8 protein-coding genes are annotated in these 13,724 nt (G+C 55.3%); 1 reads left to right on the forward strand and 7 read right to left on the reverse strand.

The window, feature by feature from the left end; translation table 11 throughout:
- Positions 1-89: 89 nt before the first annotated feature.
- From sixA to VK738_03170, 6 genes are all read right to left on the reverse strand, one after another.
- Positions 90-596 carry a phosphohistidine phosphatase SixA gene (gene sixA, locus VK738_03145; GenBank protein HTD21619.1) on the reverse strand — a complete coding sequence of 169 codons (507 nt, stop codon included), beginning with the start codon at positions 594-596 and terminating at the stop codon, positions 90-92.
- Positions 593-2,815, reverse strand: a complete 2,223-nt coding sequence (gene ppk1 / locus VK738_03150; protein HTD21620.1) for a polyphosphate kinase 1 — start codon at positions 2,813-2,815, stop codon at positions 593-595. The genes sixA and ppk1 overlap by 4 nt, the downstream gene beginning before the upstream one ends.
- A gap of 233 nt (positions 2,816-3,048) precedes the next feature.
- Complete coding sequence (locus VK738_03155) at positions 3,049-6,255, reverse strand: hypothetical protein (GenBank protein ID HTD21621.1); 3,207 nt, start codon at positions 6,253-6,255, stop codon at positions 3,049-3,051.
- A 134-nt stretch (positions 6,256-6,389) separates the two neighbouring features.
- Positions 6,390-7,163 (reverse strand): outer membrane lipoprotein-sorting protein, encoded by a 774-nt coding sequence (locus VK738_03160; protein ID HTD21622.1) that lies wholly within the window; start codon positions 7,161-7,163, stop codon positions 6,390-6,392.
- Positions 7,164-7,394: 231 nt separating this feature from the next.
- On the reverse strand, positions 7,395-8,465 hold the full coding sequence (locus VK738_03165) for a DUF5700 domain-containing putative Zn-dependent protease (protein HTD21623.1): 1,071 nt from the start codon (positions 8,463-8,465) through the stop codon (positions 7,395-7,397).
- A 102-nt stretch (positions 8,466-8,567) separates the two neighbouring features.
- Positions 8,568-9,848, reverse strand: coding sequence for a hypothetical protein (locus VK738_03170; protein HTD21624.1), 1,281 nt, complete (start codon positions 9,846-9,848; stop codon positions 8,568-8,570).
- 333 nt (positions 9,849-10,181) lie between these two features.
- Here VK738_03170 and VK738_03175 point away from each other — a divergent pair, with 333 nt between their 5' ends.
- Entirely contained in the window at positions 10,182-11,990 is a 1,809-nt protein-coding gene (locus VK738_03175) for a glycosyltransferase family 39 protein (protein HTD21625.1), read from the forward strand.
- Positions 11,991-12,366: 376 nt separating this feature from the next.
- On the opposite strand, the gene VK738_03180 is transcribed toward VK738_03175, so the two are convergent.
- Entirely contained in the window at positions 12,367-13,677 is a 1,311-nt protein-coding gene (locus VK738_03180) for a glycosyltransferase family 39 protein (protein ID HTD21626.1), read from the reverse strand.
- Between the last annotated feature and the right edge of the window lie 47 nt (positions 13,678-13,724).

The following is a 13,724-nucleotide window of genomic DNA, read 5'->3' on the forward strand; positions in this document are numbered from 1 at the left end:
TCTAAAGCTCGTTTATGTCAATTGAATTGCACAATTACGCAGTTACTCAATTTTCTCTGTGGTGATTTCTAAATCCGCGGCGAAAAAAACTACTTCTTAGAAGAGTTGCTCTCGCAAATGGCCCGCACAATTTTCGGCGTGATACACCACTCCAGGGTGCCGCCTTTGGAGTCGGCGTCCACTTTGGCGACTGCCCCTTTTTTAAGGTCCACTTGTGACGGCGAGCGCCGTCCAATGAGCCTTCCCAGAAACTCGCTCAAATTAGGATTATGTCCAACCACCATAATCGCTTCATACTCGGCATATTTCTGCAGCAACTCATAGAACTCTTCCACTCCTGCTCCAGGCTTCAAACTGGGGCTCAGTTGTAGCTTGCCTTCATATCCAAGTTCATTGGAAACCAGCGCCGCGGTTTGCGCGGCCCGCTTCAAAGGGCTGGAGATCGTCAGATCCACGTGAACATTCATGGAAGCCAGCGCCCGTCCGATCATGCTGCATTGCTCAATGCCTTCTTTGTCCAGGGCCCGTTTTTCATCTTTCTTAGGATCGGTTTTGTGTTCGCCCGCGCTGGCATGCCGCAGAAAATAAATAATCATCTAGTGGCAGCCTTTCCTGAAGATAAAGAGGCCCCGCCACCGCGCTCGCTCTTCGCCGCAGCCTGCTTGACAGGGGCGCGGCTGCTTTCACGTTGCACTGGTTTTTGTGTGGCTTGCTTGCCCTCCGCCAGCGCGATCAGGAACTCCTGTGCATTGAGTTTTCCCGTCCTGCCGAGAACGCCGTTCAACAAAGTGCTCTTGCGCGATTTTTTGCGGCTTCCCTGGATGGGAACATAATCTCCATCGGGCAACAGTATTCTGCTCTTCACACGGTCTTCCAGGTAGACTTCCAATATCTCGTGCAGCACTCGTTGCCGCAGCATGGCATCTTTCAGGGGAAACAGCACTTCCACGCGCCCATACAGATTGCGTGGCATCCAGTCGGCGCTGCCCAGGTAGATTTCCTCATCGCCTCCGTTAGCGAAGCAGTAGATGCGGCTATGCTCGAGGAACCGGCCCACAATGCTGCGCACGCGGATTCGGTCGCTCACGCCCCGCACTCCCGGTTTCAGCGCGCACCGGCCGCGCACGATCAGGTCAATTTCCACGCCTGCCTGCGAAGCGCGATAGAGCGCCTGAATGATGGTTTTATCCATCAGACCGTTCATCTTGGCGATAATGCGCGCCGGCCGCCCCTGGCGGGCGTGCTCTGCCTCGCGGGCAATGAGGTTGAGTGAGCCTTGCGCAAAATCCAGCGGAGCAACCATCAAGGGTGAATAGTTGGGGCGCTCAGCGTAGGCAGTCAGGAAGCTGAAGACGCCGTGCATGGCGGAGGTGATATCTTCATCGGCGGTGAGCAAACTCAAATCGGTGTAGAGGCGCGCCGTGGACGAGTTGTAATTGCCCGTACCCAAGTGCCCGTAGCGCCGCGTGATGCCATCCGGATCGCGTCGCGCCACCAGTGCCAGCTTGCAATGTGTCTTGAGCCCCACCAGTCCGTGAAAAACCTGCACGCCTGCGTCTTCCAGGCTGCGCGCCCAGCGGATATTGGAAGCTTCGTCGAAGCGCGCTTTCACTTCGACTACGACGGTGACCTCTTTCTTCGCGGCGGCTTCCATCAACGCAAGTACGATGGGTGAATCTTCGCTGGTGCGATAAAGGGTCTGCTTGATGGAAAGCACGTCCGGGTCTTCGGCGGCGGTTTCAATGAATGAGACCACTCCGTGGAAGCTGTCAAAAGGATGGTGCAGCAAGATGTCGTGCTGCCGCAGCTCCTGAAAAATGTCGCTCGACTTGGCGTTGAGATGAAGTTCGCGCGGCACATATGACTTGAACTTCAGGTCTGGCCGGTTCGATTGCTCGTAAATGTTGAACAAGCGCGAGAGGTTCACCGGTCCATCGGTGCGGAAGATCTGCCAGGGATCGAGGTCGAAGTTAGTTTGCAGGCGGTCAATGATCTCGGGATCGGCGTCCGCGTCAATTTCCATACGCACCGCTGCGCCCTTACGGCGGTTGTGCAGTTCGGTCCGCACTGATTCCAGCAGATTGCGCGAATCTTCTTCCTGCAGATACAGGTTGCTGTTGCGGGTCACGCGAAACGCCGCGGCGGAAATAATGTCATAGCCGCGGTACATCTTGGTTGCGTACCACGCCACCAGGTCGGCAAGAAATACGAAGTCGTTGGAGTCGCCGTTGGGCAGGTGAATCAGCCGTGGCAAGGCCCGCGGCACCGTGACCACTCCGGTGTAGGTCGCCGAAGCGCGCCGCCGTCTCTTCAGCAGGAACGCCAGGCAGAGCGCCTTGTTGATGACGCGGGGAAAGGGATGCGCCGGATCAATCGTGACCGGCGTCAGCAGCGGATCAAGTTCACGCTCGCAGTATTCTTCAACATAGGCCCGCGCTTTGGGTGTCAGTTCAGGCAATCCCAGCACGCGAATTCCTTCGCGCGCCAGCGCCGGAAGCAGTTTTACATTCCAGCATTCATGCTGGCGGCGGGCAAATTCCTGGGTCTCTTTCGCGATCAGGTCGCGCTCTGCCGTTGGACTCAGTCCATCCAGTCCCGGATCGGTGTAACCATCTTCTATACGTTGCAGCAGTCCGGCGACGCGGACTTCAAAGAACTCATCCAGGTTGCTGGCCGTAATGGCTAGAAATTTGACGCGTTCCAGGAGGGGATTGCTCTCGTCCTCGGCCTCTTCCAGCACACGGCGATTGAAGCGCAGCCACGAGGCTTCTGCGTTGAGGTAATAGTTAGGACTTTCGAGAGACGCGCGCTTCATGTGGCTGGGTCACGACCCGATGATAGGGTCTAAATGTTAGAGGAGTATTAAATCCGCTCCCCTTTACTCTAGCAGAAAATCAGAGGTTCTGACCGCCTGAAGCCGTGCCGGGAAGAAGGCGCGCCGGTTTATCTATTGAAAATAAATGACTTACCTTGCATTATGAGCACGGCAACACTTTCCCCAGATCAACTTGAAAAACTTGGTTATTTGAGGGGAATTCAAGATGAGCTCTAATCTCGCTCCCACCTCTCGCTTATGCTGCTGCTGGCGCCGCCTGCATCAGAATCACTGCTGGCCTTTTCCCAATCTTCGCGGGTGAGCGGCGTGATGCCATCGAGTTTTTTGCCGCCAAGCGATTTATTCACCTCTGCCAGCTCCTTATTGGTGAAGGCGTCGAATTCTTTGACCACATCGTCGAGCTCGTGTTTCAGGGAATCAACGCGCGCCACCTGATAATCGGTTGGCCGGCCCTCGTAATAGGCGACATCGCCATAGAGCTGCGTTGTTTTTTCGCGGATGCGTTCTTCGCCAGTGATTGCACCGCCTTCTTTGGTGGCCACGATCTTCCTGCGAATCTCGTCGGCCTTTGCCGCAGCCTGGTCCAGCCGCTTGCGCAGGGCGTCGCTGACATTCAGTTTGCTGGCGCGGTCGGTGAGAGCGGTGCGCACGCTGTTGATGCGCTCCACGTCATAGCTCATGTCACCCAGCAGGTTATAGATTCGCATGGTGGTGTCGAACTGCAGCTTGCGGTCTTCTGTGTTGTAGTTGGCGCGTGCATCAAGCGAAACCGTAAGCTGAGTGGTGTAGGTATCTTTGCCCCGTGTCATTTTCACGGTATAAGTTCCGGGCAATACCCTGGGCCCCTCACTGGCTTCAAATGCGACGCTGGCCGCCGGAGGAACTTTGGGCGCTTTGAGCCGCATCACCCATTGCACCCGGCTGATGCCGCGCCGACTGTTGGCGGGAACGGTATCCACCAGCTTGCCCTGCTGGTCGAAGATTTCAATCTTCATTTTTCCGAAGATGTGCCGCTTTTTCTGATAGTAGGTGATCTCAGCCGCATTCGGCGGGTTCTTGCCTACAAAGGTCGCGCTCCCCTCGGGCCAGCCGCCGCCCGTATCGAGCCGCTGTTGCGTGGGTTTGCCTTCCAGGAAGCCTGCATCCTGGGCCAACACTTCGGGGGTAAGTTTGCGCAGGGGTGTAATGTCGTCAATGACCCAGATTCCCCGGCCATGCGTTGCCAGCACGAGGTCAGATTCGCGCGGCTGGACCACAATGTCGCGCACCGCAACATTGGGAAAGTCGCCGCCTTTGTATTGCGCCCACTGCTTGCCGCCGTCGAGCGAGACCCAGAGGCCGAACTCGGTGCCGGCGAAGAGCAAATTAGGAGAGGCTGTGTCTTCTTTTATTACGTGCGCATAGCCGCGCACACCGCTGTCTTTGGTGATGATGGGTGTCCACGTCTTGCCGAAGTCCGTGGTTTTGAAGACATAAGGATCCATATCACCAAACGTATGCCGGTCGAAAACCGCGTAGGCCGTAGCTTCATCGAAACGGCTGGCCTCGACCCACGTGGCCCAGGAAGCCTTGGGCAAGCCTGGCACATTGCCTACCACGTTGTTCCAGCTTTTGCCTCCATCGCTCGTGACTTGGACGTTGCCGTCGTCGGTCCCCACCCAGATAATCTGCCCGTTGCGCGGAGACTCGCTGATGGAATAGATGGTGGTGTGCATCTCGGCGGCGGAGTTATCTACGGTGATGCCGCCCGATTCTTCCTGCTTCTGCTTTTCGCGATCGTTGGTCGTGAGGTCAGGCGAGATGCGGTCCCAGGTTTGCCCGTGATCGCGGGAGCGGAAGAGAAACTGCGCCCCGATATAAATCGTGCCCTTTTCATTAGGACTCATATGGATGGGCGTGTTCCAGTTGAAACGCAGCTTGCCTTCGCCGTAGTTGGGCTGAGGTTTGATGTTGCGTGTATCCAGCGTCTTGCGGTTGATTCGTCCAATTTCTCCGCCCTGGTATTCTGCGTAGGCATAGTCGGGGTCAGAGGGGTCGGAAAACGTCCAAAAGCCATCGCCGCCGTAGAGATTTTCCCAACGGCTGTTGCTGATTCCTCCCGGATACTCTGAGTCGCCAACCCAGGCGCTGTTGTCCTGCAAGCCGCCATACACTTGATAGGGATCTTTTGTGTCCACGCTCACGTGGTAGAACTGCGCGATGGGCAGGTTGTAGGCCTTCCACCATTTATTGCCGCTGTCATAGGAGTACCACACGCCGCCGTCGTCACCGGTGATGACGTGATTGGGGTCGTCGGGATCGATCCATACCGCATGAAAGTCACCATGGGCAGAGGCTGAGATCACGCTGAAACTCACACCGCCATCGGTGCTCTGGATGAGCTTGAGATCGGTCTTATAAATCTTGTTTTCGTCCTTGGGATCTATGGTGAGACTGGCAAAGTAAAACGGACGCCACACCATCATCTGGCTGCGGTCGCGCTCCTGCCAGGTCTTGCCGCCATCATCGGAGCGGAACAACGCGCTGCGATTGGATTCAATCAGGGCATACACCACTTTAGGATTGGAAGGGGCCACGGTGACTGCAATGCGTCCCCAGGGTTTGGGGGGAAGTCCGGGCGCGCTTTTTTCATCCAGCTCGGCCCAGGTTGCTCCGCCGTCGGTGGTCTTAAAAAATCCGCTGCCGCTGAATGCCGTGGCATTTTCGCCACCCGAGCGGAAGGTCCAGCCTTTGCGCCGAAAGTCCCACAGGCCGGCGTAGAGAGTTTTAGAATCACGTGAATCCATGGAGATCATCGAGCAGCCGGTCGAGGCGTTCACGCCTTTAAGGACCTTCGTCCAGCTTTTGCCGCCATCCGAGGTCTTGTAGAGCCCGCGGTCGTCGCTATCGCTCCACAGCTTGCCGGGCACGCAGGCGTAAACCGTGTTGCCATCTTTGGGATCAACAACGATCTTGCTGATGCGTTCAGAATTCTTGAGGCCCATGTTGGTCCAGTTTTCGCCGCCGTCGGTGGATTTGTAGATGCCATCCCCGATGGAAACGCTGTTGCGCGTCCATGCTTCTCCCGTGCCTACCCAGAGGGTCTTGGGGGCCGACGGGTCAACGGCAATTGCGCCAATGGATTGCACCGGCTGCTTGTCAAACACCGGCTTGTACGTCGTTCCGCCGTTGACCGATTTCCATATGCCACCGCTGGCTGCGCCGATGTAAACCGTGAGCCGTCCATCTTCCTTCACTGCCGTCAAGGCCGACACGCGTCCGCTCATCACTGCCGAGCCGATATTGCGCGCTCCCAGGCCCGAGATGGTATCGGAATCGAATTTCGCGGCTTCTTTCGCATCTTGCGCATTCAGAGAAACGGAGAGCAATCCGCACAGGATCGCCACCAAGATCGCGGGACACACTTTAAATCTGTTCATTGCCAATAGACCCTCACTCTCAAAATTTCTAATCTTTTTTGCATGCCAGGGACCCTGGCAGAGTAGCGCCGGCGTCTCGCCGGCTCTCATGTGGGCATCCTGCCCACATGTTTCCAAAGTTCGAGCAGACACGATCAATTTCCTGCTCCACTCCTGGCTGCTGTTTTGGCCGGAGCTGCCGGCAGAGCAAAACGGCCATCATCAAGCGGCAGATTGATTTCGATTTTGTCTACGGTATATTTGGTGCGGTTGGGGTCGCCTTTTTCTCCGCCTTCAAAGGCAAACGGGAAGTAGATGCCGTTGACCTCCTCGTAATCGCCGAAATAGATCTCGGTCTCCTGGATCGCGCCGCGAATCATGCGCTGGGTTTCAATCTTCAGCTCCAGGTAGGAGTCAGTATCCAGATAGTAGTAACGGACGGTGCCATTTTTCAGCGTCAGTTTGATCTTGTAGCAGTCGGTGCCCTCGACGGGATCATGGCCAACCAATTCGGCTTGATGGCCCTTTTCCTTGTAGTCCACAAGTTGGCCGTCTATGTCGGCATCATCGATAAGTGATTTCAAATCGTCTTCCGAGAGCAGTTGCGCATCTTTGCGGCCTTCAAAAGGAGAAACCTCCCACCCCGTCTTGCCGTCATAGGCCTGCACCTCAGCGGTGCCCTGAATAATGTTCTCTTCGCGCACCTTACCCGGCCGCTTGTTCTCCTGTACGAAAGCCGCCCGGAAGCTGCCGGAAACATATTTTCCGCTGGTGCGCATGGTCTGCACCGATTTGAGCTTCTCCATCCCGCCGTGTGCCTGGATGTTCTTGGCAATGATTTCATCCACGGTCTGGGCGCTTGCTCCCAGCGAGGCGGCAAAGCATAGCAAAGCCGCTGCGCCTATGGTCTTCAAAAACGTTTGCAACATCCGGGTTCTCCTTAACTGAAGTTGAAAGCTTTGATCCTATTTAACGGGGTCGGTAGCGCCGATACGAAGCGCCACTTTAAATATCTAGGAAGGCATAAAGGTTAAGTCAAACTATCATAGACGAAGCAGGGAAGAATCGGTAAGCGGGATTTTCACAGATTTTTCAGGTGCCCGCAAGCGGGACCGAAGCTAATCTGCGTCCGTATGGCGCACTATTTTGACCGGCCGCGCTCATTGAGGTTCGCCCGCGCCACCTGCTTCTGCCTTCATGCCAACAGCAGCGAAGATCTCTGGGCTGAACATCGTTAGTTTGACGCCACTTCTGGCGCGGATCGCCGCCTGGTTGTACTTGAGCACGAAGGCGCGTGGGTCTTTCAGAGTTTCAACCAAAGCCGCGCGCCCGAACTGCTTTTCAATCGTCGTCGCCATCTGATAGCCGACGACATACCACGGGCCGCGGAAACCAAAGAACGTATAGGCTTCGTGATCTGCGGCTTCCAGGTTCTTATAGTCACCGTGGATGATGTCGAGAAAGAACTGATTGATCTGGTCCAACTCATTGTCGGCGTTCTTTGTTTCCTGTTGCCAGCACGTCTGATCGGTTTGCGGAAAGTCAGCCACGGGAGAGACGTCGAGCGATCCGGCTGCGGCCAGCATTGCCATTCCTTCCCCGAAAGCTCCCATCCACTGGGCTACTTTGTGCGCCTCAGGGGAAAGGGTCTTGATGCGCTCTTCGTAGGCTGCAGCCAGACTCGCGAGTCCAATGTGGTGGAGCTCGTGAGCGACCGTGTTCTCGAACTGCCGCTGGGGGATTGCCGGATCGAGATAAAGAAAGATGGCGGGATCGGTGGCGGCTTCGAAGACAAAACTGTTCGTTTTTGGCTTGATCACCGGATAGACCTTGGCGCGAATCTTTGCTTCGGGGGGAAGATAGGCGAGTGGACGCTCGGCCACGGCTGCCAGGTCAGCTTTCTTCCATTCTGCCAGCGTCTTGTGCAAGTCTGAACGCGTCGCCACCAGGTGATCGGAGAGAACGAACTTCTTAAAATCCTCATCGGTGAAGTCCCTGCGGAACGACGCTTCGCGTTTCTTCAAGCGCGTGTAAGGTTCACTGGTGAACAACCGCTTCCAGTCGTCATCAGTAACCAGTTGGTGTGCAGCGCTCTTGTCAACGATTGCGAGGACCGCTTCTGCTTCGGAGATATCGAGCGTCAAGTCAACACGGTCTCGGCTGGCGGCATGTGCGTCTGCCAGGCAGGTGCACAGGAGAGCAGCAGCAACAACAACGGCGGCTCGCAACATAAGAGTTTCTCTCTGGGTTGGACGTAAGCTCAAAAGTTCGGTTAGCTGTTGCGCGCAGTGGTAGCGTCTTAGGTGGCCGCCTAATATCTCCGGCTGATTCTGCTATTTCTGCGGTGCAGGGTCAGGAGCAGGCAGCGTACCCTTCTCCATGGTGAAAATGAATGGGTTGAGCGTATAGCTGGAGATGACCCCGATCACGTCGGCCATGGAACCAACCGCAGGGGTGTGAAGCATGGGTTTTTGCATCACCACGTGCATGTCGGCCTTTTTGCTCTGCTGGTTCTCATCCGTAATAGCTACGTCGAGACTGTCCTTGGTGGCAGAGATGACCATCGCGGGAATTCTGAGCCTGGCCTCGCCGTCTTTTTGCTTGGCCTGGATGCCCTGCCAGACTTTGTCGGCGGCATCCTTTCCCTGGGGGCCACAATCGCGTTGCGCGAGAATAAATTCCCAGTCGCTGAAGGAAAGCTCTTCGACTTTGTTTTTCGCAACCGCGTCGGCGGCGATGTCACAGTTGGTGGGCTTGGGCGTGATCCCAATCGGGGTTGGCGGGGCCGTCTGATTTGCCGCAGCCGCCACGAACTGGTCCCAGCCGTCTTCGCTGCCATGGTAGTGGCGGTATGAGGATTTCGCATAAGTGGTAATACCTTGGGCTGCCTGGGCGTTGTTCCGTGCTGTGGCGATATTGATGGCCTTGGCCAAATACCAGAAGCCGTTTAAATCCATCGGGTTCATCAACATATCGGAAATGCCGAGCTGATAGATATCCTGCATGTTGGAGGGATCAATCTGAAACGATTTCAGGTAATTCGTGCGCGCCGTAGCATAGTCCTTGGCTTGAAGCGCACAAAAGCCGGCAGCTCCATCAAAAATCGTGGACATTTGCTTGCGCAACGTCTCAAAATCAGGGTCGGAGAGGCCATCCGGTTTCGGCCACACCGGCAGCGCCAGCAGCCCCTTTTGCGCATAAGCGCAACCTTCCTGGAGCGCTGCTTGTTTTCCCTGGGTGGCATGAAAACGGTCAAGCACAGTAAGGATGGCCAGGGCACGAACATTATCAGGGTTCATCCCCAGAAGTTGCTTCGCAATGGCTTCCACCTTCTCCTGGTTATTGGCCGCCTGGTAAGCGGCCATGGCTTGCTCCAGCGCATCAATCTTCACCACGCTGTTGGGATACTGGCTTATGAAAGCCTCAAAGGCAGCCCCCTTGGCAGCAGGATCCTGTGTATTGAGGGCTGCAATATAGGAGTTGTACTCAACCGGGTCCTTGATCACCTTCTGGTTGGTGGTTGGGGCCGTCGGTGTGGGTTGGGTTTGGGCCAGCAATAGCGTTGTTCCCGCAACGGTGAGCGCAGTCAAAAGTGTGATAAATACGTTTTTCATGAAAAATTGCTCCTTCATTGGCTCTAACCAGCGAGCGGGCGTAGGAAACCGCGATCTGGCATTAGATGGGGGATGCTCTATATTGCACTGGAAATCAAACTTTGGAAAGAGGGTAATCTATACATCATCTAAGGCCCCCGACGTTAACGTCCGCGTTTTGCGTCTGGGGATGTTCAGCAGCTTCTCGGCAGAACCAGCCAAGTATTCCTGAGAACTGAGAACCGAGAACTGTTTCTGTTAACCTGATTCTTACTACCAACAGGCAGAAGGGAACGATCAAGGATGGTTCTTGGCGCGCTATCAAAGCACAAATGGGAATACGCACTTGTCTCTTTGTTGCTTTTGTTGATGGCCGTGCTCTCTCTTGCCAGCTCCCGGCAGCAGTCGCCAACCTATGATGAGGTGGTCCATATCCCCTCCGGGCTCAGCTATCTGCAAAAGCAGGACACCCGCCTTAACCTTGAGCATCCGCCCTTGCTGAAAGTCATCGCGGCCGTTCCGTTGCTGTTCTCCGATGTGCATGCGAATTATAACGATCACTCATGGTGCGGCGCCGGCGGGCTCGATTGCCAATGGACCTTCGGCAAGCGCTTCTTCAGTGAATGGAACCGCGACCCGGCACACATTGTTTTTCTTGCGCGCCTGCCCATGATCTTTCTAACCCTCTGCTTCGGGTTGGCGGTTTACCTTATGGCCCGCGCCCTCGCCGGTATGTGGGGGGCGCTGTTGAGTCTGGCAGTATTTGCCACCTCGCCTTTTTACATCGGTTATGGATCTTTGGTCATCACCGACATGGGGCTGGCGTTTTTTTGCCTTTTGACCGCCTGGCTGACCGCGAAGTTATGGGTGCGGCCCGGCTTCGCCTCTCTCCTTCAATTATCATTAGCTGCCGCTGCGGCACTGCTTTCCAAGTTTTCTGCTTTGTTGATCGCACCATCGATAGTGTTGTTGGTAGCATGGATGTGGTTTAGCGCGGCGAAAGATCGTCACAGCACACCAGGGCCGGAAGGGCCGTCATCGCGCAGCAACGGCAAGGCTTTCTCTTACCTGGCGGCCGCCGGAGTATTGACTCTTCTGCTCACCGGCGGTGTTTACTGGCTCACCTGTTTTCATAGCTCGCCGCGCGAGATCTTGAATGCCCGCAATGCTTATGTCTCCGCGGCCCGTCCGCCGGAGCGCATTCTTGCCTCGACGGCCTATTTTGTCTCGCGGCATCCCGGTTGGGAAAAACCACTGCAACCGCTCTGGCTTTATTTGGGGGGCATCGGATATCTGAATGCCGGCCTGACCCGGCCGGTGTATCTGCTGGGAAAGCTCCATGGCCACGGCGTGTGGTATTACTTTCCGGTAGTTGCTTTTTTTAAGCTCGCCCCCGGCGAAGTGCTGCTGCTCTTGCTTCTCGCAATTCTTACCCCACTGCAGCTAAGGCGGGAACATTTAAACCAGGAGAAAACCACGGCCCTGCATTCCAGCTACATCAACCGAGTCCGCATACGTGCGTTAATGTCATTTTTTCTGGTATTCCTCGCCGCCGCCATGCGTGCCCGGCTCAACATCGGTGTGCGGCATATTTCGGTTCCGCTTTCTATCCTGGTTGTGTTGCTGGCACTGATGATACCGCAATTGAGTGCGGTCGTCTCTCCACAAAAACAAAAGTTTGCCTTCGCCGCGGTTGCTCTCCTTGTATTTTCCTGTTTGGTCACTGCGATCGCGGCGTTTCCGCACTACATCTCCTACTACAATGATTTCCGCTTAGGCACACCCAAACAGGAGATCACCACCGATTCGAACCTCGACTGGGGACAAACCCTCCCTGCGGTTGCAGACTTTGTGACCCAACATCATATCCAGACCATCTACGTTGATGGCTGGACCCCACTGTCACCGGCCACCTACATTCCGCAAGCAAAGCCTTGGAAATGCGATAACCCGGGAGCGGAACTCCCGCAGTGGGCAGTAGTCTCGGCAAACTTTCTGACCAAGCAGGAGCCCACGTGCATTGGACTGATGAAATATCAGAATCAGACGCTTCCCGGAGACGCCATGGTCGTCTTCCACATTACCGACCAAACCTACGCCGAAACCCGCAAGCAATATCTGAAAGCCCATCCCAACGCAAGCGTAGCGCCGCCGGTGCGGTAAATCCGGCTTAAGGACGCAACGAGGAGCCCTCAGGCGCTTTCCTGGAGCTTGAAACTGAGAGCCGGGAGCTGTTTTCGGTCGTACCCCCACCCCACTTGCTGAAAGAGGCGGTATAGCAGCTAAGTCCCAGGCCATCAATGACATACGCCAGAAAACTAGTGTACTAGCAGGTAGTGTCTGGCGGTGGTCTCAAATGGGCCAATTTTTAAAGATCAACGCTCACCCTATGCGCCGATTTTTCTGAGCACTGCTCTATGTTTTTTCAAAGATCTCGTACCAACGGGCATTCTGAATGCCGTCAGCCAATTATGACCCACAATCTTCGCAGAATGAAGTGTTTGATATCAGAGTGATATCAATGTGGTGAAATGGTCCTCTATTTCTGACCCGGTCTCAACACCGAAGACTTCTCCCCACTATGAGACAGAAATAGATACACCGCGCCCAGGAACAATATCGGATCCACCGGATGCCGGTAGCGCACATGCGTGTGCGTAATATAGAAGATAAGAGGGTAGAAGATCAGGACCGAAAGCAGGAGCCATCCTCCCGGCACTTTCTTGCGGATTGCGTGCACGCAACCCCAGAAGCCCAGCAGCGCCATCATGAACAAAAATGTCGTCCGCACAACTACGTTCGAAGGATGGACCCTGGGGTCATCCGGCGCGCCACACCAGAAGTAAGCAATTCGTTTAAGGCTTATCGCGGCAAATGTTCCCGGATGACTTCGTATAAATTCCACCGCCAACCGGCGCTTCTCAGCAATGTAAGGAATCTCGCCCATCCGTTGATATTTGTTGAGTTCAGCACTGTTCCATATGGGGTGCTTCCCTTGCACGATCAATCCATCTGCGCCGGGCTGATTTCCTAAATACAGCTCTTCCCCAAAATTGCTGCGCAGGCCAAGGTAGTGCATGGTGATGTAATTTCTCGCGACCCAGGGCACGCATCCCAGAACAATCAGCGCGAGTACCGAAACAAGCCCGGTTTTGATTGAAGGGAAAGATCGCTGCCGCCACCAAATCCATAACAGAGAAACCGGCAAGAAGCTCAGCAGTGTCGGATTACTATTGGCAACCAACCCCCAAAGCAGACCCAGAAGTAAAAAGTGACCGATGCGCGGCTCGCGTCGCACACGGAGCGTGGCATACACCACCGCGGCCACCAGCAATGCGGAAAAACTTGTGTCCCATACCCACCGTACCGACCATTGCACGGCGTAGGGCAGCAGCGCCCAAAGCCATGCAGCTATGATCCCCGATTTTATGCCGACCGTTTCTTTTCCAATACCAACCATCACAACCGCGGTCAGGGCGGCAAACAAACTGTTCACGGCAGTGATTACCCATGCCGAAATCGGGCTGTACACGCCAAAAACCTTGAAGACGCCGGCGAGAAGCAGGGGGTACACCGGCGTATACCACGCCGTTGGTCCGGTGGCGACTCCGAACGGAGAGCTGAAGCCATGGCCTTCAACAATGGATTGCGCAACCTCGCCAATTTCATAAGCAAAGAAAAGATGGTTCGATTGCGTGGCAGAAAACCAGGGACGAAGGCTGAAATCCACAACGCGCACCAGAAGCGCTACAACAAAGATAGTTGTGGGAGAACAGATAAATCTTAGCAACCGGCCTGATCGGCTCGCGGCATGCTGAATATCTGCAGGCTTGCTGTCGTTTGCACTCAAAGCAGCTCTTCAAGGCAGTGAATTATATTCGGTCCAAAATTGAATGG

The sequence above is a fragment of the Terriglobales bacterium genome (assembly GCA_035487355.1).
Taxonomy (GTDB): Bacteria; Acidobacteriota; Terriglobia; order Terriglobales; family Acidobacteriaceae; genus QIAW01.